Here is a 19718-nt window from a genome sequence, read left to right on the forward strand (position 1 = left end):
TGTTTATCGGCCTGCCGTGCTCGTCGTGCCGGGAATCGGCAAGGTGATTTTCAGCGTTTCCAGATCGACAAACGTGAAATAGCCTTTGCCCGGTAGCCAGCCTCGGGTATCGATGTGATAGACGTTGCCGAGCACCAGCGGATGGATAATAGGCGTGTGGCCGACGATCACTGCGCGTAAGTCGGGCACGCCGCTGCGATCCCCTGTCTCGATGCGCTTGCGCGCCCACAGGCATTGGTCCGTAAGCCGGCGCAGCTCGTACTTGCTGGCGACATCGGCAAAGCGCTTGACCATTTCGCTCCACGTAGAGGCGGCGCAGTCGGCGTGGATGATGCCGACCATTCCGATTTCAGTCTCCACTTCGATCGCATACGGCAGCACCGCGAGCTCGGAAACGATAGCGGCCTGTTGATCGCGTTGCATTTCGATGAGCCAGGAGCCGCCGTTCATTTCGTAATTCTCGCAGTCCTGCTCGCCCGAATTGACATAGTCGATTGCCATGTCTTCGTGGTTGCCCTGCACGGCGTGGAACCAGGGCAGGGCGAGCCAGTCGAGTACTGTGTCCGATTCCGGGCCGCGGTCGACCAGGTCGCCGACCGAGAACAGCCGGTCGGATCGCTCGTCAAAGCCGATGATGTCGAGCGCGCTTTTCAGCGTGCTGAAACAGCCGTGGATATCGCCGACGCAGTAATCTTTACCGATCGGATTCTTCCCGTACCGGTCGACATAATCGCTGATCATTGCGTCTCCAGGCCGTTAAAGGCGTTCCTGCCAGTTTGATCCAACAATACGCGCTCAGTGCCCTGATTTCACCATTAATTGGGGTATTTACGCAAAAAAGGCCGTGCGAAAACCCCGTGTAGGTCAAGAAACGCGTACAAATACGCGGTTTGCGGCGACTCTGCGCGATTTCCTGATACTTCCCGGTACCTGACAAAACTGCCATGTACGCGTCAGTGTCCTGTCACGATCGTTTTTGTAGACTCCGAATCATGCGCGGTAGTCGGACAATGCAACGATCGGGGTATAGACGATGAAGAAAGCATATTGGATTGGTTGTTTTCGTTGTGACTCGCAGGGCGACGCACATACGGTTTATGCTGAACTGGCAAGACCTGCCGTGAAATCGGTGGGCGGGCGGTTCCTGGCCTATGGCGAGGCGGCCATGTCTTACGAATCGGGCGTCCTCGAACGCACTGTCGTCGTCGAGTTCGACAGCCTCGAGTGCGCGATGGCCGCATTTGAGAGCGATGAATATCAAGCCGCGCGCAAGGCGCTCGGACGGCGCGCGGAACGCGATTTTAGAATCGTCGGCGGATGCGCTGAATAACGAAGATAATCGGGCTTCAGGCCTAAAGCCGATCCCGCATCGAGGGGATGCAGGGGCTTGGCCCTTGGCGAACCTATATAGAGAGCCCGAAATGAAGGTGCTGATTGTCGAAGACGAGCCCAAAGTGGTGGATTATCTGCGCACGGGTTTGACGGAGCACGGGTGGGTTGTCGAGGCTGCATTCGATGGCGAAGAGGGCGCTTATCTGGCGATCGAGTACGATTTCGACGTGATCGTGCTCGACGTGATGCTGCCCAAGCTGGACGGTTACGGTGTGTTGAAGGCGTTGCGTGCGCGCAAGCAGACGCCCGTCATCATGCTTACCGCGCGCGATCGCATCGACGACCGCGTGCTTGGCCTGCGCGAGGGCGCCGACGATTACCTGACCAAACCATTTTCGTTTCGCGAACTGGTCGAGCGCCTGCACGCATTGACGCGTCGCACGCGCTCGCAGGAATCGAATGTCCTGGTGATCGGCGATCTCAGCGTCGACCTGATCAACCGTCGCGCGACCCGCGATGGCATACGGCTGGACTTGACCGCCAAGGAGTTCCAGTTGCTCAGCGTGCTGGCGCGCCGACGTGGCGAGACATTGTCGAAGACGGTCATCACCGAGCAGGTCTGGGACATCAATTTCGAAAGCAACGCGAATGTGGTCGAGACCGCGGTTAAACGCCTACGCGCAAAACTCGATGGCCCGTTCTCGGCCAAGTTGTTGCATACGATCCGCGGGATGGGTTACGTATTGGAACTGCGAGAAACAGCCGACGACGGGAGACTTTGATGGGGCGTTCAGTGAACCGTTCAGTGAACGGCGTAGTGAACCGCTCCATGAGCCGTTCCATTTCGCGCCGCTTGGCACTCACGTCTGCAGCGGTCTCGCTGGTCGTCTTCATACTCGTCGGGGCCGGGCTTTTCGTCGTGGTCCGCGAGCAAGTGATCGCAAACCTGCGGGAATCGCTCGACACGCGCGCGGAGCTCGCGCGCATGATCATCATCCATAGCCCCCGAGCGGATCAGTGGAGCATGGTGCAAGAGAAACTCACCGACCTGACGCCACACGATCGCTCTACGCAGTTTCGCGTTTCGAGCGCCGACGCGCGATTCCAGTTTGGGCGGCAGATCAATGGCAAGCTCGAGGGCGAGGATCATGGCGAATACCAGATGGTCGACCCTCCGGGGCAGAAAAATCCGATGATTGTCACCACGATCGCGATCCCGCCCAGCACGGAGCGCCCGGCACTGCAACTCATGGTCGCCAACGATTGTTCGGCCGCGCAAAGGATGTTGCGCGCCTTCGAGATCGCGCTGGCGACCTTGATCGTCGTGGCGACCGGTGTGATGCTGCTGCTCAGCGGCGCGGTCGCCAAGTTTGGCCTGCGCTCGTTGACGAGGCTTTCCGAGGAAGCGTCGCGCCTGAGCCCGAACAAACGGCACGAACGCCTGGACACCGCGCTGTTGCCGCGTGAACTATGCGATTTGACGATCTCGTTCAACGAGGCGCTGGAACGCCTGGACGGCGCGTACCAGCGGCTCGAATCGTTCAACGCGGATGTCGCTCACGAGCTGCGTACGCCCGTGGGCATCCTGATCGGCCAGACCGAGGTGATGCTCACGCGCGATAGATCGGCGCAGGACCTGCGACAGACTCTGCAATCGAACCTCGAAGAGCTGGAACGCATGCGCGCGATTATCAATGACATGCTGTTTCTCTCGCGGGCCGATCGCGGCGAGCGGGCCAGTGGCCTGGTCGAAGTGTCGATCGCCGAGGAAGCGTCGCGCACCGTCGAATTTCTGGAGTTTTCGTTCGAAGACGCGCAACTGAAAATGAGGGTGCGCGGCGATGCCCGAGCCGCGGTCAACCGCTCGCTGTTCGGACGCGCGCTAACCAATCTGCTGGTGAACGCCACGCAGCATTGTCGCGCTGGCGAAACCGTGATTCTGGACATTGCGCCGCATCCGGATCGAGTCGAGATCTCGGTTTCCAATCCGGGCGCTGCAATCGATCCTACGGTGCGGGCTCATCTTTTCGATCGGTTTTACCGACGGGATGCGTCGCGTAGCAATAGTCACGACAGTCACGGGCTTGGACTGTCCATTGTCAAGGCGGTGGCCGAGATGCACAACGGTTTTGTTTTTTCCCACAGCGAGGCGGGACTCAATACGTTTGGATTTTCCGTGGCGAAAAGCGCTGTGGTCGTTCCCCCCGACGTTGCTGCGCAGAGCCCCACGCTTGTCAACGCGGTGTGGGCGGAGTCTTGAGGTCTTTGTCTTGAGGGCGTTTGGGCTTGCGTGGGCGTGCTTGGGCTTATTCCCCAGCCGGCACAGCGTATAGTTGACGCTGAACGCGGCCAACCGGGCTGCGAATAGCGGGAGCACGCCATTGGACACGCTTGCTAAAAGCATCGCCGGCCCCATTCGACGCACGATGGTGCTGGTCCTGACCTTGCTGGCCGTATGTTGCTTATGCAATAGCGTGCCGGCCTACGCGGCGAACGATGCCGCGAGCTTGCGCGACAAATACCAGAGCCTGACGCAACAGCTTGCCCACAACGCGTTCGGGCGTCCGCTATATCTGAATTCGAGCGAGTCGTCCTCCCGGCTCCAGGGCGACATCTACGCCGTGGTGAACTATCCCTACGCTACCGTTAGCGGTGCGCTCAACGACCCCGTGCATGGACCGGCCAACTGGTGCGACGTGCTGATCCTGCATCTGAACACCAAGTATTGCCACGCGGCGACCACCGGCGACGGCAGCATACTGAGCGTGAACCTGGGCAAGAAGGTCGAGGAGGAACTCTCCAGCACCTACCGCCTGCAATTCAATTACCGTGTGATAGCGTCCAGCCCAGGATACTTCCAGGTGCAACTCAATGCGGACAGCGGCCCCATGGGTACCAAGGATTACCATATCGTGGTGGAGGCGGTGGACATAGGCGAGAACCGCACGTTCCTGCATCTGACCTATGCCTACGGTTTCGGCATGATCGGGCGTGCGGCGATGACAACCTATCTGAATACGATAGGCAGCGACAAGGTCGGTTTCAGCCCGACTGCGGATTCGACTGCCGCCAAACCCGATTACGTGGGCGGGGTACGCGGTTTGGTCGAACGCAACACCATGCGCTATTACCTGGCCATCGACGCTTATCTTGGCGCGTTGTCCAGCCCGCCCGATAAACGTCTCGAACAACGGTTGACGACCTGGTTCAACGCGACGGAGCAATATCCGCAACAACTGCACGAAGTCGATCGGCAAGACTACATGAAGATGAAGGACGACGAATACAAACGCCAGCAAACTGCGCAGTAGCCGGCGCGTCAAGGTGAAGCGTCAAGTCGAAACGTCAAGCCAAAGCGACGCTCTTCGCACGGTGACATGCGCCGCGTCTATCTATCGTTCTTCGATATCGAGGGTTTCAACGTCAGGGGCAACTCGACGATGATGGGCGAACCCGGCGCCGTACAACCCTGATCGCAACATTTCCCCGGTTGCGTATTGCGGGTGATCGCACGTCGCGGGTCTTCGACGACGCCGCGCAGTTATTCAAAGATTACGTCAAGCAGCTATATAAACGCCGTGGAGACAGCGATGCTAAACACAGTGGATGAATCTGTCGTGGTCCTGGTGGATCTTCAACGGCGACTCATGCCGGCGATTCACCAAGGCGAACAGGTGATCGCGCAAAGCGTGCGGCTCGCAAGAATCGCGGGGCTGCTGGGCATGCCGGTTCTGGGCACTGAGCAGAGTCCCGGCAGCCTGGGGGAGAACGTCGAGGAGATCAAGCGCCTGTGCGTGGAGACTTTGGCCAAGGAGAGCTTCGATGCCTGCGCGGACGGTTTGCTCAAGGCTTTGCCGGCGCAACGCACCAAGATCGTGGTCGCCGGCTGCGAAGCCCACGTGTGTGTGATGCAAACCGTCTTGGGATTGATCGACCGAGGGTACCAGGTAGCGCTCGTCAGGGATGCGGTAGGATCGAGAAGACCCGTCGACCGCGATACGGCGCTGGAGCGCCTCAGGCATGCCGGTGCCACTTTGGTGACAACGGAGATGCTCGCGTTCGAGTGGCTAGGGCGCGCCGATCATGTGCATTTTCGCGAGGTATTGAAGCTCGTCAAATAGTCGGTTTTCGCACGTAACACCTTGGAGCGCCTAGAGGTTACTATGTTGATCACCGGGTTTTGTTCGAGTCGTTATGCCAAATCTTGAAGACGGCGTCTTTTATGGTTCCGCTATCGTTTTGCTGGACCTCGTTGGTTGGCGCTTAATGGGGCTCGGGGCGAGCGGGCTGCGTTTGTTTGTTCGCGCGCTGCTTTTCGTGACGCTGACGTACATCTTTTTTCGCTCGAACATCAATCCGCTCGCCCCCGCGCCTGCGAACCCGGACAAATTTCGGCATGTGCTGACCCTGGGCATCGAACTGTTCTGGTGGTTTCAAGCGGCTCAACTGAGCACCATCCTGCTGGACCGGCTTATTCTGCCGAAGTCCTGGCACCGGGAGCGCCTGTTCCAGGATGTCCTGGGCGCGCTTGTGCATCTGGCCGCGGCCGTGGCGGCCATCGCGTACGTGCTCGACTGGCCGTTGCGCGGGGTCCTGGTGACTTCGGGCGCATTGGCGATCATTCTCGGTCTGGCGATTCAAAGCACGCTCAATGATGTCTTCTCGGGCGTGGTATTGAACGCGACCCAGCCGTTTCGTTTGGGCGACTCGGTTGCCATCGACGACGTGGAAGGGCAGGTGGTGGAAAGCAACTGGCGCGCGACCAGCCTGATCAATGGGCAGGGGAATATCGTCGTGGTGCCCAATAGCGTCGCGGCCAAAGCAAAAATCGTGAATAACAGCGAGCCCGCGCGGATGCACGGCATCACGGTGACGCTCGAATTGACGCCGGAAGTCAGGCCGGCGCGCGTGGTGGAAGCGCTGGAGCGCGCCGCAGCCAGTGCGCGGGACGTGCTGGAGAATCCGAAACCTGTCGTGAACGTGCGGCGTGCAGGAACCGATTCCATCGAGTACGAGATCACTTGCTACGTTGACGCGCTCAGTAAAAAATCGGGGACCAAAAACACGCTCTTCGACTTGGCTTTTCGTCATTTGGCTTCACTGGAAATCGACATGCGTTCGCTTTCGGTTTCTCGCGATGGCCGGGAGCGTTTGAGTCACCGTCAACGCTTGCTCAGGGGCATCGAGATGTTCCATACGCTGGACGATGCGGAATTTGCGAAGATCGAAGCGGCACTGACCCGCCACGAGTTCGATGCGGGCGAGACGATTTACACTTCGTTTCGTGACGATGACCCGACCGGGGTCGGGAAAACCGCGCTGCACATTCTCGACAGTGGCGTCGCGTCGGTGACCCTGCCTCAGAATGGACACCAGGTGGAAGTACGCCGGATGGCACCCGGCGACGCGATCGGGCAATCCGGGATTGTGTCGGGTATGCAGTTGCATGCGACCGTGCGTGCGGTGACACACGTCGTTATCTACTGTCTCGACAAAAGCGATCTGACGCCCATCATCAAAGCGCGGCCCGAGGTGGGACACCAGATGTGTCGGGCGCTCAGCGATCATCAAGCGATCGAAGACGTATTCATGACCCCGGCGGAGCTCCAGCCCGCCACGGGTGACGGTATCTTCGCCTGGCTGCGCGAAGGCATGCAGCGACTCCACGACCTCGTGCAATGATGCGCGATTTCGAATCTGACCGATCGAATTGGATCCATGACATGCCGCTTCAACTGCGCAAATGTTCCACTAGTAACTGGGTCGGCATGTTCAGTGTGTGAGGGTTATCGTGGAAACATAGCTGCAGGCGGCGCAGTGCCCACGGTTCGTCGAGCGGGCGAGTGACCAGGCCGGCGAAGTTCTGATGCTTGTCGAGCCAGGGCGCGGGCAGCACGGAAATGCCCATGCCCATCTCCACCATGCAACAGACCGCTTCGTTGCCGCTGACCTGCACGCGGCGATTAATCGGCTGGCCCAGGCGCGCCGCGGCATTGACCAGCAGCGTGCTGAGCGAACTTTCACTGCGCAGGCAAACGAAGTCGTAGGACAGCATCTCGGCGAGCGTCAGGCTCTCGTTTTGCAGCAGTTCGTGACCGACCGGCAGCACCGCGACCAGCCGTTCTTCGCCATAGGGCAGCGAGCGCAGTCCGGTGGCGACGAATGGGTCGCCGAAGATGCCGATGTCGGCGCGGCCTTCTGAAACCAGTTGAATCGCATGCGGGCTCAGGCTGTCGGTCAACTCGATCACGATGCCCGGGTGCCGTGCCGAAAACGCATGCAACTGCTGCGGAAGATATTGAGTGACAACGGCAATGCTGGCGGCGATCCGCACGGCCCCGCGTATGCCTTCCGAAAGGTCGGACATCTCCACCTGCAGTTGTTCGACGTTCTGGCAAATCGTGCGCGCATGGCGCAGCAGCACGTAGGCAGCCGGCGTTGCCTCGAGCCGCGTCGGGCGCCGCTCGAACAGCCGAATGTTCATGCTCTGCTCAAAGTCGGACAGCCGCTTGCTGATGGCCGATGCTGCGATGTGTTCGCGCGCCGCGGCCTTCGTCAGGCTCTTCTCCTCCATCACGGCGATAAACAGCCGCATCGTGTAGAGATCGATCCTCATTGCGTCCCCTTGCTGAATTCTTTCGATCAACACCCTAGCCGGACATCTTCGCACGATCTATGTACGAGTTACGCGAGATCGGTGCGCGATCTGCGGACTAGCCGGGCGCGATTTGCCCATGAGCCTGTTTTCGCGCGGCCACCGCAGGCATTCCTGCCATCCCCGGACTTTCCCTAGGTCGAAGCCGATGCAGGCCCATTCGATGGGCGCCGCCGGACACCGATAGGGAAATTGTCGGCGCGGTTGAATGTCGCGCCGCAGCCCTGTCGCACGGAGCACGGCGCACTGTGGATGCCCATCCGCCGCAGTGCATCAACTACACGCGAGAGCCCCGAGCATCGCCAATCGGCAACGCCGCATCGCAAAACGATAATTGCATGGCCCGTGCCGGATTCCTATTATCGACTCCACAAATAGACGGATGCAAGGTTCGCATCGATAACGGAGACATGCATGAAAATAGCGGTACTGCCGGGAGACGGCGTGGGCATTGAAATCGTTCCTGAGGCAGTCAAGGTCCTGAAGGCGGTAGCTCAAGACCGTTTCGACCTCGAGTTCGAGCAGGGCTACATCGGCATGAGCGGAGTCAATGCAACCGGCAAGCCCTTGCCCGACGAAACGCTGGCGCTCGCGCGTAGCGCCGACGCCATTTTGTTCGGCTCGGTGGGTGGCCCGGAGTACGAGCAATGGCTGCGCAAGCACAAGGTGCGTTCGGGTTTGCTGCAACTGCGTCGCGTGCTGGGCTTGAACGCGAATCTGCGCCCGGTGCGGCTGTTCCCCGAACTCGTCAACGTCTCGACGCTCAAGCCGCATGTGATTGAAGGGCTGGACCTGCTGATCCTGCGTGAGTTGTCGAGCGATATCTATTTCGGCGAGCCGCGCGGTCCTGTGCAGAACGCAAGCGGCGAGCGCGAATCGATCAATACGATGCGTTATCGCGAATCGGAAGTGCGCGCCATCGCTCACGTCGCGTTTCAGACCGCCCGCACACGCAAGAGCCGTGTGTGCTCGGTCGACAAGGCCAACGTGCTGGAGACCATGCAGTTGTGGCGCGACGTGATGACCGAAGTGGGCACGGAGTATCCCGACGTCGAACTCTCGCACTTGTATATCGACGCTGCGGCGATGGCGTTGATGCGCACGCCGACGCGCTTCGACGTGATCGTTACGGGCAACATGTTCGGCGACATCTTGTCGGATGAGGCGGCCATGCTGGTCGGCTCGCTCGGTATGCTGCCGTCGGCGTCGCTCGCACCGGACGGCAAAGGTCTCTACGAACCGATACACGGTTCGGCGCCCGACATCGCCGGGCGCGACATCGTCAATCCGCTTGCAACGATCCTGTCGGCTGCGATGTTGCTGCGCTATAGCCTCAAGCGCGAAGACGACGCGCAGCGCATCGAAGACGCCGTGCGCAACGTGCTCGGCCGCGGCCTGCGTACCGCTGACATCATGGACGCCGGCTGCCGCCAGGTCGGCACGCGAGAGATGGGCGACGCGGTCGCTGCCGCCGTGCTGGCTTAATCGTGGCGGCGCCGATAGGTATGTCCGCGCGGATGTCCACGGGTTTGTCCACAGATATGTCCGCTAGCGCGTGTCTTACGTCACAAGCGGTGCCGGCACCAGCGGTCGCGGCGCTCGCCTTCGAAGACGTCACATGCACCTTTGTTCCGCGTGCCGGCGCACAGCGCTACACCGCGGTCGATCGCGCCACGTTTTCGGTTGCACCGGGCGAATTTGTCTCGGTGGTCGGCCCGACTGGCTGCGGCAAGTCGACCTTACTCAATATGGCCGCCGGGTTGCTGCTTCCCTCGGGTGGACGCGTGAGCACGTTCGGCGAAGAGGTGACCGATATCAACCGCCACGCCACCTATCTGTTCCAGGGCGAAGCGCTGATGCCCTGGCGCCGCGCCATCGACAATATTTCGGCCGGCTTGCAGTTCAAGGGCGTGCCGCCCGCGCAGGCCCGCGAGCGAGCGCAGCAGTGGCTTGTGCGGGTCGGGCTGGGCGGGCATGGCCACAAATTCCCACACCAGATGTCGGGCGGTATGCGCAAACGCGTCGCGCTGGCGCAAGCATTGATTCTCGACCCGCCGATCATTCTGATGGACGAACCGTTCAGCGCCCTGGATGTCCAGACACGCCAATTGATGGAATCGGAACTGCTGGAACTCTGGCAGGCGGATCGTAAGTCGGTGCTGTTCATCACGCACGATCTCGACGAGGCCATCGCGCTGTCCGACCGCGTGATCGTTCTCGCGGCGGGCCCCGGCACGCGGCCGATCGCCGAGTTCGAGATCGACCTTCCGAGGCCGCGCGAGGTCTCGGAGATTCGCAACAGCGAGCGCTTCGTCGCGTTGCACAAGCAAATCTGGGACGTTCTAAGAGACGAGGTATTGAAAGGCTATGAACAGAGCAAACGCTGATTCGGTCGACGACGCCGCATCGTCCACGCCGTCCAAATCTTCCACATCGCTGCGCGCCGACGCTCGCGCTCTGAGCGAGAAGCCCAAGCGCGACCTGATGCTGTTGTGGCGCGTCCTGCTGTTGATCTCGATGCTAGGTCTCTGGCAAGCACTCGTGAGCCTTGGCGTGCTGCCGGTATTTTTCTTCGGCGACCCTTGGCCGGTATTCGTGCAGGTCTGGCGCTGGTTTCAGACCGGCGAGATTTTCCCGCACCTTTGGGCCACGCTGATCGAGACGTTGCTGTCGTTCCTTGTGGGCACCGCGTTTGCGGTGGTGATCGGATTGCTGCTTTCGCTCAACGATTTCCTGGCACGCTTGCTCGATCCGTTTATCAAGGCCGCCAACGCCATGCCGCGTGTGATCTTTGCACCGATCTTCGCGCTCTGGTTCGGACTGGGCATCTGGTCGAAAGTGGCGCTGGGCACCACGTTGGTTTTCTTCATCGTCTTTTTCAATGTGTTCCAGGGCGTACGCGAGGTGAGTCCGGTGGTGCTGGCCAATGTGCGCATGCTCGGCGCGAGCCGCAAACAATTGCTGCGCCATGTGTACCTGCCTTCGGCCGCCAGTTGGGTGTTTTCGAGTCTGCATAACGCGGTGGGGATGGCGTTTGTCGGCGCGGTAGTCGGCGAATACCTGGGCTCGGCACGCGGCATCGGCTATTTGATCCTGGCGGCCGAAGGCACCTTCGACATGAACGCGGTGATTGCCGGCATCGTGGTGCTGACGGTGTTTGCTCTGGCGATGGACACGCTGGTCACGCGAGTCGAGCGTCGTTTGTTGATCTGGCAGCCCAGCGCAGGGAAATCCGAAAAACTCCGGATAGGCACATAAGGGCACTTAGGGGAACGCGACATGCTTGCATCATCCGGTCGAACCTTGTTCGAAAAAATCTGGCGCCGGCACGAAGTGGTGTGCGACGACACGGGCCAGAGCCTGCTGTATATCGATCGCAATTTGATCCACGAGGGTTCGCGCAACCCATTCCAGGTGCTCGCCACTAAGGGCCTGCCGGTACGTCGCATCGATCGTACCTTTGCCACGCCGGACCACTACGTTCCGACCTCCGGGCGCACACTCGACGAGGTCGATGGCCCCGAGCGGCTCGACATGGTGACTTCACTTGCACGCAATACGCAGCGCGAGGGCATCACGATGTTCGGCATGGACGACCCGCGCCACGGCATCACACATGTGATCGGACCGGAGCAGGGCTTGAGCTTGCCGGGCATGACCATCGTGTGCGGCGACAGCCATACCTCGACGCACGGTGCGCTTGGCGCGCTGGCATTTGGCGTCGGCGCCTCGGACGTCGCACACGTGCTGGCCACGCAGACGATCTGGCAGCGCATGCCACGCACCATGCGTGTACGCATCGATGGCGTGTTGGGGCATGGCGTGACAGCCAAGGATGTCGCGCTTGCGCTGATTGCGCAAATCGGAGCCGCAGGCGCCACCGGGCACGTGATCGAATACACGGGATCGACGATACACGCTATGTCGATGGAAGGGCGCCTGACACTATGCAACCTGTCGATCGAGGCCGGCGCGCGTGCAGGCATCATCGCACCCGATGAGACTACCTTCGCCTACGTTCATGGGCGGCCTTTCACGCCGAAGGGCGAGCGGTGGAGCACGCTACTCGAACAGTGGCGCGAGCTGTTCAGCGATGCCGACGCGCGCTTTGATGCGGAAGTGGCGCTGGATGCACAGGCGATCGTGCCCATGGTCACCTGGGGCAACAGCGTCGAGGACGCGCTACCGATCACGGCCCGTGTGCCTGACCCGGCCCGCGGCGCGAACGCCGAGCGGCGCGCGGTGATCGAACGCACGCTCGCCTACATGGGCCTGGTCGCCGACGAGCCGCTCGACGGCGTGGCGATCGATTATGTCTTCATCGGCTCCTGCACCAATGGCCGGATCGAAGACCTGCGCTCGGCGGCAGCGGTCGTCAGGGGGCGCCATATCGCGCCCAACGTACGCGCGCTGGTGGTGCCGGGTTCCGGCCTGGTCAAATCGGCGGCACAAGCCGAGGGGCTGCATCGTGTGTTCCTGGATGCGGGGTTCGAGTGGCGCGAACCGGGTTGCTCAATGTGCCTGGCGACCAATGGCGATACGGTGCCCCCCGGCGCGCGCTGTGCATCGACTTCGAACCGGAATTTCGTCGGTCGCCAAGGACCGGAATCGCGTACCCATCTGATGAGTCCGGCGATGGCGGCGGCCGCGGCCATCGCTGGACGCTTGACCGACGTGCGTAACTATCTCTAGGGATCCGCTCATGCAACCGTTCTTGCGTCTGGAGGCTGTCGCGCTTCCGCTGCCCGCATCCGATGTCAACACCGACCAGATTATCCCGGCACGGTTTCTGCGCAAGCAACGCGCGGGCGGTTTTGGCCAGTATCTGTTCCATGACGTACGATTCGATGACCACGAACGCGAGCGCCCGGAATTTGTACTGAATCAGACGCCATACCGGGGCGCAAAAATCCTCGTAGCGGGTCCCAACTTCGGCTGCGGTTCATCGCGCGAGATGGCCGTGTGGGCGCTGGCCGATTACGGCGTGCGTGCATTGATCGCTTCGAGATTCGCCGATATTTTCTATAACAACTGTTTCAGGAACGGCGTGTTACCGGTGGTCTTGCCCGAGGAGGCCGTGCATGCGCTGCTCGAATTGCTGAGGCAAACCCCGGGCAGCATGGTGCAGGTCGATCTCGAAAGCCAACAGGTCACGGCCGGTCCTCATCATTGCCGACATCGATACCGTTTCGAAATCGACGCCTTCAACAAGAAGTGTCTGTTGCAAGGCATCGATGAAATTGGCTATACCTTGGGCTTCGCCGACCAGATTGCCGCATACGAACGACGCGAAGTTGCAGCACCTTAAAAAGACATCGGCGGGGCGCTGCGCGCACTCGTCGAAACCGATTCATACGGAGACATAAAATGAAAAAATGGTTGCTGGGATGCTGCATGGGTCTGCTGTCGATTGTCGCCGCGTACGCGCAAGGCGGACTGGAAAAGACGCATCTGGCGATCGCGAGCACGGGCTCGGTAATTTCCTACTACCCGTTCGAGATCGCTTTGGCGAAAGGGTATTTCAAGGATGAAGGGCTCGACGTGGAGCGCAGTATGTACCCAGGTGGTCCCCAGACCATGCAAGCGCTGCTGGGCGGTAGCGCCGACATCGTAGTGAGCGCCTACTCGAACACCTTGACGATGGCAGCCAAACACCAGCATCTGCAAGCCTTTGTGCTGATGATCAAATATCCCGCCTTTGTGCTCGGTATCAGCCGTGCAGGGCAGGCGAAATACAAATCGCTGCAAAGCTTGGCGGGCATGAATATCGGCGTGACCTCGCCTGGATCGAGCACCAACATGATTCTTAATTCAATCGCGCAACGCAACGGCGTCGATGTCAAATCGTATTCGGTGATCGGCGTGGGCGCACAAGCCGGCGCGGCGGCGGCCGTGGAGGATGGGCGCTTGGATGCGCTGGTCGGCATCGACCCGGTGATCACCATGCTGACCAATAGCAATCAGCTCAAGGTCGTGGCCGACCTGCGCACGGGCCCGGGCACGATGGCCGCGATCGGCAGTGCGACCTACCCGGAAGGGTCCGTGATGTCGACCACCGAGTTCATCAAGAAGAATCCTCATACCGTGCAGGCGGTCGTCAACGCGATGCTGCGCGCTGAGAAATTCCTGCAAACGGCCAGCGCGGCGCAGATCGCGGACGCGTTGCCGAAGTCTTACCAGGTCGGCGATCGTGCGCTCTACCTGCAGGCGATCGAGCATACCCGGACGGTGTATTCGGAAGACGGGCGCTATGACTTGAAAGGCGCTCAGGCAGTACTCAAGGTGTTGGCAGGCTCGGATCCGTCGATCGCCGCCGTGCAAAACCAGATCGATGTGCCGGCCACCTTTACGAACCAATTTGTCGATGCGGCTACGGTCAAACAGCCTTGAGGCAATGCGCATAAGGCATACGGCATAAGGCATAAGGCACTGAGCATGCCGAAGGCCGCGCGCACCCGCCGCAACTCCGTTCAACTCATCGGGAACATCGACACCATGCAAACTGGAAATCCTTTCAAAGTCGCCATTGCCGCGCGTCAACGGCAGATCGGCCTGTGGTTGAGCATGGCCAACAGCTATGCCGCGGAGATTTGCGCCAACGCGGGGTTCGACTGGGTGCTCATCGACGGCGAACATGCGCCCAACGATTTGCGTACCATCCTCGCGCAGTTGCAAGCGCTGGCCGGCTATCCCGTGCATGCGGTGGTGCGCCCGCCCGTGGGTGAAACCTACATCATCAAGCAGTTGCTCGATATCGGCGTGCGCTCGTTGCTCGTGCCCATGGTAGACACGGCAGAACAGGCGCGTCAGTTGGTGGCTGCGGTGCGTTATCCGCCGCAGGGCATTCGTGGCGTCGGCGCGCGGATGTCGCGCGCATCGAGCTTTGGATATCGGGGCGATTATGTCCATACCGCGAACCAGGAAGTCTGCCTGCTGGTCCAGATCGAGTCGGCGCAGGCCCTCGACAATATCGAAGAAATCGCCGCCGTCGAGGGTATCGACGGCATGTTCGTCGGTCCCGCCGATCTGGCGGCGTCGCTCGGTCACACCGGGAACCCCGCGCATCCGAGCGTCAAAGCCGCGGTCGATGGCGCGCTGCGGCGCATTGCCGCGGCGGGCAAGCCGACCGGCATCATCGCGTTCAGCAGCGAAGACACGCAGCGTTTTCTCGACCTCGACACGACGTTCATCGCCGTGGGCGCCGATGCCGCGCTGCTTGCGCAAGGAGCGCGTGCGCTGGTGACGCAATTCATCGGGGCGCGCAAATGAGGCGCAGCGCTGGCCCTGCGGTTTGCGTTACGGCACGCGCCGGCATTGGAGCATGCGTGTGACGCCCGCCAGCTCACCGCACAATGTCATACGTCCCGAGTGGCTCGCGCTGCACCGCGAAGCGATACTCGAACCCGATCTGGTTATCGTCGACCCGCATCATCATCTATGGGAGCGGGCCGGTTATCGCTATTTCCCACTCGATCTGCTGGACGACGTGAATAGCGGCCACCGGATCTGCTCCACCATATACGTGCAAAGCCGTTCGATGTTGCGCGCCCGGGGGCCCGCCGCGATGGCGCCGCTGGGCGAAGTCGAATTCGCCAATGGTGCCGCTGCGATCGGCGCGGCGGCGCAATATGGCCCGACGCGCATTTGCCATGGCATTGTCGGCGGTGCCGACTTGTCGTCAGGCGATGCCGTTATACCAGTGCTGGAAGCCATGATCCGCATCGCTGGCACGCGCTTGTGCGGCATGCGCAACGCGGTTGCTTGGCACGCGGATCCGGCCGTAGCATCCACTACCGCAAGCGTACCGGCTGCACTGATGAGTCATGCCGGTTTTCGGCGCGGCGCGGCCGCTTTGGCCCGCTTCGGGCTGGCGCTCGACGCCTGGGCTTACCACACCCAGCTCGACGAGCTCTACGAGCTTGCCCGCTCGATCCCCGATGTGATCGTGGTGATCGATCATTTCGGCGGCCCGATCGGCGCCGGCCCTTATGCGCATGCACGCGATGCCATGCTCACGGACTGGCGCCGGGCGATGCAACGCCTCGCTACGCTGCCCAACACTCGCGTAAAGCTGGGCGGCGGCGGCATGCCGGTGCTCGGTTTCGGTTTTGAGCGCGAGCCGGTGCCACCCGATTCGATGCGGCTCGCGCAAGCGATTCGTCCGTACGTCGAAGACTGCATCGAATGGTTCGGCGTCCAGCGCTGCATGTTCGAAAGCAATTTCCCTGTCGACAAAGGCATGTTCAGCTATCACGTCGTGTGGAACGCTTTCAAGCGCATTGCGCAGGGCGCTTCGCCCGACGAAAAGGCGGCGCTGTTCAGCGGCACTGCGCAGGCAACCTATCGGCTCACATCCGAGGCATAAGGAGGGCAGGGAACGCCGGGGCATGAGACGCGAAGAGGCAAGAGTCTGAACCATGCCGTGGGGCATGGCGACAGCACGTGGGCCAGGAGACAAGACAATGAAAAAAGCATGCGCGGCACTATGGTTGACGGCGCTGACCGTGATCGGGCTACCCGTGGCCCACGCTGAGCAGGGTCTGGAGAAGACGCATATCGACATCGCTACGGTGGGCGCGGTGATGGATTATCTGCCGGTCGATATCGCGATCAGCCAGGGGTACTTCAAGGACGAAGGGCTCGAGGTAGAACGCAGCATGTTCCCCGGCGGCCCCAAGGTGCTGCAGTCGATGCTGGGCGGCACGGCGGACTTCGGCTCGAGCGCCTACTCCAATACGCTGACGATGGCCGCCAAGGGGCAGAAAGTAGTGGCTGTCGCGTTGATGGCGCGTTACCCCGGTTATGTGTTCGGTATCTCGCGCAGGGGCCAGGCGAAATATGCCACGCTGAAAGATCTCGCGGGCATGCAACTCGGCGTGACGTCGCCGGGCTCGAGTAATCACCTGGTGCTCGATTACATCGCATCCAAAGCGGGCGTCGACTTGAAGAGCTTTTCGGTGATCGGCGTGGGCGCGGAAGCTGGCGCTGCCGCTGCGGTTCGCCAGGGGCAAATCGACGGGTTGATCAGCGTCGACCCGGTCATCACGATGCTGACTTCGAGCCATGATCTCAAGGTGGTTGCCGACATGCGCACGGCCGAGGGCACTCGCGCGGCACTGGGTAGCGCCGAATATCCGGAGGCCTCGATCCTGACCACGGCCGATTTCATCGCGAAGAATCCGCACACGGTGCAGGCCGTCGTCAACGCGATCGTGCGCGCCGAAAAATTCCTGCAGACTGCCACGCCCGAGCAAGTGACCGCTGCGCTGCCGGTGGCTTATCAGCTCGGCAACCGGTCTTTATTCATCGAAGCCTACAAGAATTCGCGGCCCATTTTCTCGGCCGATGGCCGCTTCGATGCCAGTGGGCCGACCACTGTGCTCAATGTGTTGTCAGGATTCGACAAAGACCTCGCCGCGGCGAAGAGCCGCATCGATGTTCCAGCAACCTACACGAACCGCTTCGTCGACGCAGCGGCGGCGAACGCCGCTGCGCGCAAGTAAAGCGCATCGCACCGCCCACTCCCGGCCGCTTGGCGGCCTTCATTGCAAAGGACTCACACGCATGGCAACCGACAATCCCTTCAAGGCAGCACTACAGGCCGACCGCCGGCAGATCGGTTTGTGGCTCAGCATGGCCAACCCTTACAGCGCGGAGATTTGCGCCAACACCGGTTTCGATTGGGTGTTGATCGATGGTGAACATTCCCCGAACGACCTGCGCTCGATACTGGGGCAATTGCAGGTGCTCGCCGCGCATCCCGTGCACGCCGTCGTGCGACCGCCGGCCGGCGAAACCTACATGATCAAGCAACTGCTGGACATCGGCGCGCAGACCTTGCTGGTGCCGATGGTCGACACAGCAGAGCAGGCACGGCAACTGGTGGCCGCGGTACGCTATCCGCCCGAGGGCATCCGCGGTGTCGGCGCGCGTTTGGCGCGTGCGTCGGGTTTTAACGCGCAGGCTGACTACCTGCGCATCGCCAACGATCGCACCTGCTTACTGGTGCAGATCGAATCGGTCGCGGGCCTGGAAAATCTCGACGAGATCGCGCGCGTGGATGGCGTCGACGGCGTCTTTATCGGGCCTTCGGATCTGTCGGCGGCGCTGGGCTATATCGGCAATGCTGCGCATCCCACCGTACAGGCCGCCATCGCTGATGCGCTTGCACGCATCGCCGCGGCCGGCAAGCCTTCGGGTATCCTGTCGTTGAACCCTGACGAAGCACAGCGCTACATTGACCTGGGGGCGCGGTTCATCGCCGTGGGGGCCGATGTCGCGCTACTGACGCAAGCCGCGCGGGCATTGTCGGCGCGCTTCACGCAAGCGCGCTAAACCTAAGCCGCGCACACGACGTCCCAGCGGCTCTGGATATTGCGTGCGCATTGAAACCTCTTGCATCAAAGCCGCTAGCATTTAAAAGTACAGCTTCAAAGCCTCCAGCTTCAAAACGTTCTAAGGGAACGCGTCATGCACATCGTCACCATGCCCCATTGTCCCGTGCGGCCCGAATGGCTTGCGCTACGTCGTGAGGAGATTATCGAGCCGTCGCTGCGCATCGTGGATGCCCACCATCACCTGTGGGAGCGGCAGGGCAGCCGGTACCTGGTGCACGACCTGTTTGACGATGTCAACAGCGGGCACAATGTGTGCGCCACCGTGTTCATCCAGAATCGCGCGATGCTGCGTGCCGACGGTCCGCCCGAAATGGCGCCCGTGGGCGAAGTCGAGTTTGCCAATGGCGCCGCGGCGTTCGGTGCGAGCGGATTGTATGGGCCTGCGCGCGTATGCACGGCGATCGTCGCCGGCGCCGATCTCACGCTGGGCGATGGCGTGATGCCTGTACTGGAGGCGATGGCGGCCACGGCGGGCGCGCGCTTGCGCGGCATACGCAATGCCGTGGTTTGGCACGAGCACCCGGCAGTACGTTCGAGCACGATGTCTCCACCACGGGGTTTGCTCGCTGACGCCGCGTTTCGTCGTGGAGTTGCGGCGCTTGCGCGGTTTGAACTCGCGCTCGATATCTGGGCTTATCACACGCAGTTAGATGAAATCTATGAGTTGGCACGGGCGCATCCGCAAGTGCCGGTCATCGTCGACCATTTTGGCGGCCCGATCGGAGTCGGGCCCTATGCCGCGCAGCATTCAGAGATGCTGGTCGAGTGGCGAGCTGGGATGGCGCGCCTGGCGAGCTTGCCTAATACGCTCGTTAAGCTTGGCGGCGGCGGCATGCCGGTGTTAGGTTTTGGCTTCGAGCAGGGGGCCAATCCGCCGGCTTCGCAGCAACTCGCCGATGCATGGCGCACCTACTTCGATGTTTGCGTCGACCTGTTCGGCGTGCACCGTTGCATGTTCGAGAGCAATTTCCCGGTCGACAAAGGCATGTTCAGTTATCACGTGCTGTGGAATGCGTTCAAGCGTTTGGCGGCCGGTGCCTCTGCCGCCGAGAAGACGGCACTGTTCAGCGGTACCGCCGAGCGCGTATACCGTATCGCTACGGCCGCCGACTGATACTAGATCACTGAGACGAAGCGGCGAGGGCGTAGTGTCCCGCGCTCGTGCTATGCCTCGGGCGGCACCAGTCACAAGCCTCGCGTCGTCGGGGCGTCGGCTTGTCAGGTTGTCAGCTCATCGTTGGTGGTATATTCTAAATCGATCGATCTAAAAGTAATATGATGACGACGATGATGCAAGACGGGGTACAAACCGACATCGACGACATCTCAGGATG

At 61.2% G+C, this 19718-nt stretch carries 19 protein-coding genes; 17 read left to right on the forward strand and 2 right to left on the reverse strand.

Annotated features, from left to right (window positions below; all coding sequences use genetic code 11):
• Positions 1 to 3 precede the first annotated feature (3 nt).
• Complete coding sequence (locus tag GSQ77_RS11760) at positions 4 to 741, reverse strand: metallophosphoesterase (RefSeq protein ID WP_158902158.1); 738 nt, start codon at positions 739 to 741, stop codon at positions 4 to 6.
• Between the two features lie 292 nt (positions 742 to 1033).
• On the opposite strand from GSQ77_RS11760, the gene GSQ77_RS11765 reads away from it, so the two are divergent.
• The 6 genes from GSQ77_RS11765 (at position 1034) to GSQ77_RS11790 (ending at position 7014) form a co-directional block, all read left to right on the forward strand.
• Entirely contained in the window at positions 1034 to 1330 is a 297-nt protein-coding gene (locus GSQ77_RS11765; protein ID WP_158902160.1) for a DUF1330 domain-containing protein, read from the forward strand.
• 91 nt (positions 1331 to 1421) lie between these two features.
• Positions 1422 to 2114, forward strand: coding sequence for a heavy metal response regulator transcription factor (locus GSQ77_RS11770; protein ID WP_158902162.1), 693 nt, complete (start codon positions 1422 to 1424; stop codon positions 2112 to 2114).
• A 47-nt stretch (positions 2115 to 2161) separates the two neighbouring features.
• Positions 2162 to 3592, forward strand: coding sequence for a heavy metal sensor histidine kinase (locus tag GSQ77_RS11775; RefSeq protein WP_158902164.1), 1431 nt, complete (start codon positions 2162 to 2164; stop codon positions 3590 to 3592).
• A gap of 166 nt (positions 3593 to 3758) precedes the next feature.
• Positions 3759 to 4643 (forward strand): hypothetical protein, encoded by an 885-nt coding sequence (locus GSQ77_RS11780; protein ID WP_158902979.1) that lies wholly within the window; start codon positions 3759 to 3761, stop codon positions 4641 to 4643.
• A gap of 279 nt (positions 4644 to 4922) precedes the next feature.
• Complete coding sequence (locus tag GSQ77_RS11785; protein WP_158902166.1) at positions 4923 to 5453, forward strand: isochorismatase family protein; 531 nt, start codon at positions 4923 to 4925, stop codon at positions 5451 to 5453.
• Positions 5454 to 5526: 73 nt separating this feature from the next.
• Positions 5527 to 7014 carry a mechanosensitive ion channel family protein gene (locus GSQ77_RS11790; protein ID WP_158902168.1) on the forward strand — a complete coding sequence of 496 codons (1488 nt, stop codon included), beginning with the start codon at positions 5527 to 5529 and terminating at the stop codon, positions 7012 to 7014.
• A 49-nt stretch (positions 7015 to 7063) separates the two neighbouring features.
• Here GSQ77_RS11790 and GSQ77_RS11795 read toward each other — a convergent pair whose 3' ends face one another.
• Complete coding sequence (locus GSQ77_RS11795) at positions 7064 to 7948, reverse strand: LysR family transcriptional regulator (protein ID WP_158902170.1); 885 nt, start codon at positions 7946 to 7948, stop codon at positions 7064 to 7066.
• 453 nt (positions 7949 to 8401) lie between these two features.
• Here GSQ77_RS11795 and leuB point away from each other — a divergent pair, with 453 nt between their 5' ends.
• From leuB to GSQ77_RS11850, 11 genes are all read left to right on the forward strand, one after another.
• On the forward strand, positions 8402 to 9472 hold the full coding sequence (leuB, locus tag GSQ77_RS11800; protein WP_158902172.1) for a 3-isopropylmalate dehydrogenase: 1071 nt from the start codon (positions 8402 to 8404) through the stop codon (positions 9470 to 9472).
• 56 nt (positions 9473 to 9528) lie between these two features.
• The gene (locus GSQ77_RS11805; RefSeq protein WP_158902981.1) at positions 9529 to 10374 is read left to right on the forward strand and encodes an ABC transporter ATP-binding protein; all 846 of its coding nucleotides are present in this window, start codon (positions 9529 to 9531) and stop codon (positions 10372 to 10374) included.
• A 130-nt stretch (positions 10375 to 10504) separates the two neighbouring features.
• A complete protein-coding gene (locus GSQ77_RS11810) occupies positions 10505 to 11245 on the forward strand; it encodes an ABC transporter permease (protein WP_254067610.1) in 741 nt (246 codons plus the stop codon).
• A gap of 21 nt (positions 11246 to 11266) precedes the next feature.
• Positions 11267 to 12679: a 3-isopropylmalate dehydratase large subunit gene (leuC, locus tag GSQ77_RS11815; RefSeq protein ID WP_158902176.1), complete on the forward strand. Its 1413-nt coding sequence runs from the start codon at positions 11267 to 11269 to the stop codon at positions 12677 to 12679.
• Between the two features lie 10 nt (positions 12680 to 12689).
• A complete protein-coding gene (leuD, locus tag GSQ77_RS11820; protein WP_158902177.1) occupies positions 12690 to 13295 on the forward strand; it encodes a 3-isopropylmalate dehydratase small subunit in 606 nt (201 codons plus the stop codon).
• A gap of 59 nt (positions 13296 to 13354) precedes the next feature.
• A complete protein-coding gene (locus GSQ77_RS11825) occupies positions 13355 to 14377 on the forward strand; it encodes an ABC transporter substrate-binding protein (protein WP_158902178.1) in 1023 nt (340 codons plus the stop codon).
• A 105-nt stretch (positions 14378 to 14482) separates the two neighbouring features.
• Positions 14483 to 15256, forward strand: coding sequence for an aldolase/citrate lyase family protein (locus GSQ77_RS11830; RefSeq protein ID WP_158902180.1), 774 nt, complete (start codon positions 14483 to 14485; stop codon positions 15254 to 15256).
• A gap of 52 nt (positions 15257 to 15308) precedes the next feature.
• On the forward strand, positions 15309 to 16352 hold the full coding sequence (locus tag GSQ77_RS11835; protein ID WP_158902182.1) for an amidohydrolase: 1044 nt from the start codon (positions 15309 to 15311) through the stop codon (positions 16350 to 16352).
• A gap of 97 nt (positions 16353 to 16449) precedes the next feature.
• A complete protein-coding gene (locus tag GSQ77_RS11840) occupies positions 16450 to 17490 on the forward strand; it encodes an ABC transporter substrate-binding protein (protein WP_158902184.1) in 1041 nt (346 codons plus the stop codon).
• 61 nt (positions 17491 to 17551) lie between these two features.
• The gene (hpaI, locus tag GSQ77_RS11845) at positions 17552 to 18322 is read left to right on the forward strand and encodes a 4-hydroxy-2-oxoheptanedioate aldolase (RefSeq protein ID WP_158902186.1); all 771 of its coding nucleotides are present in this window, start codon (positions 17552 to 17554) and stop codon (positions 18320 to 18322) included.
• Positions 18323 to 18457: 135 nt separating this feature from the next.
• Entirely contained in the window at positions 18458 to 19498 is a 1041-nt protein-coding gene (locus GSQ77_RS11850) for an amidohydrolase (protein WP_158902188.1), read from the forward strand.
• Positions 19499 to 19718 lie beyond the last annotated feature (220 nt).

The organism is Burkholderia sp. L27(2015) (assembly GCF_009765705.1).
Classification (GTDB): domain Bacteria; phylum Pseudomonadota; class Gammaproteobacteria; order Burkholderiales; family Burkholderiaceae; genus LMUX01.

Bases quoted from the DNA above. Each gene is read 5' to 3' on its own strand.
- GSQ77_RS11765 (WP_158902160.1), top strand. From the start codon at position 1,034: ATGAAGAAAGCATATTGGATTGGTTGTTTTCGTTGTGACTCGCAGGGC.
- leuD (WP_158902177.1), top strand. From the start codon at position 12,690: ATGCAACCGTTCTTGCGTCTGGAGGCTGTCGCGCTTCCGCTGCCCGCA.
- GSQ77_RS11825 (WP_158902178.1), top strand. From the start codon at position 13,355: ATGAAAAAATGGTTGCTGGGATGCTGCATGGGTCTGCTGTCGATTGTC.
- GSQ77_RS11810 (WP_254067610.1), top strand. From the start codon at position 10,505: ATGCTAGGTCTCTGGCAAGCACTCGTGAGCCTTGGCGTGCTGCCGGTA.
- GSQ77_RS11760 (WP_158902158.1), bottom strand. From the start codon at position 741: ATGATCAGCGATTATGTCGACCGGTACGGGAAGAATCCGATCGGTAAA.
- GSQ77_RS11790 (WP_158902168.1), top strand. From the start codon at position 5,527: ATGCCAAATCTTGAAGACGGCGTCTTTTATGGTTCCGCTATCGTTTTG.
- hpaI (WP_158902186.1), top strand. From the start codon at position 17,552: ATGGCAACCGACAATCCCTTCAAGGCAGCACTACAGGCCGACCGCCGG.
- GSQ77_RS11785 (WP_158902166.1), top strand. From the start codon at position 4,923: ATGCTAAACACAGTGGATGAATCTGTCGTGGTCCTGGTGGATCTTCAA.
- GSQ77_RS11795 (WP_158902170.1), bottom strand. From the start codon at position 7,948: ATGAGGATCGATCTCTACACGATGCGGCTGTTTATCGCCGTGATGGAG.
- GSQ77_RS11830 (WP_158902180.1), top strand. From the start codon at position 14,483: ATGCAAACTGGAAATCCTTTCAAAGTCGCCATTGCCGCGCGTCAACGG.
- leuC (WP_158902176.1), top strand. From the start codon at position 11,267: ATGCTTGCATCATCCGGTCGAACCTTGTTCGAAAAAATCTGGCGCCGG.
- GSQ77_RS11770 (WP_158902162.1), top strand. From the start codon at position 1,422: ATGAAGGTGCTGATTGTCGAAGACGAGCCCAAAGTGGTGGATTATCTG.
- GSQ77_RS11775 (WP_158902164.1), top strand. From the start codon at position 2,162: ATGAGCCGTTCCATTTCGCGCCGCTTGGCACTCACGTCTGCAGCGGTC.
- GSQ77_RS11850 (WP_158902188.1), top strand. From the start codon at position 18,458: ATGCACATCGTCACCATGCCCCATTGTCCCGTGCGGCCCGAATGGCTT.
- GSQ77_RS11780 (WP_158902979.1), top strand. From the start codon at position 3,759: ATGGTGCTGGTCCTGACCTTGCTGGCCGTATGTTGCTTATGCAATAGC.
- leuB (WP_158902172.1), top strand. From the start codon at position 8,402: ATGAAAATAGCGGTACTGCCGGGAGACGGCGTGGGCATTGAAATCGTT.
- GSQ77_RS11840 (WP_158902184.1), top strand. From the start codon at position 16,450: ATGAAAAAAGCATGCGCGGCACTATGGTTGACGGCGCTGACCGTGATC.
- GSQ77_RS11805 (WP_158902981.1), top strand. From the start codon at position 9,529: ATGTCCGCTAGCGCGTGTCTTACGTCACAAGCGGTGCCGGCACCAGCG.
- GSQ77_RS11835 (WP_158902182.1), top strand. From the start codon at position 15,309: ATGCGTGTGACGCCCGCCAGCTCACCGCACAATGTCATACGTCCCGAG.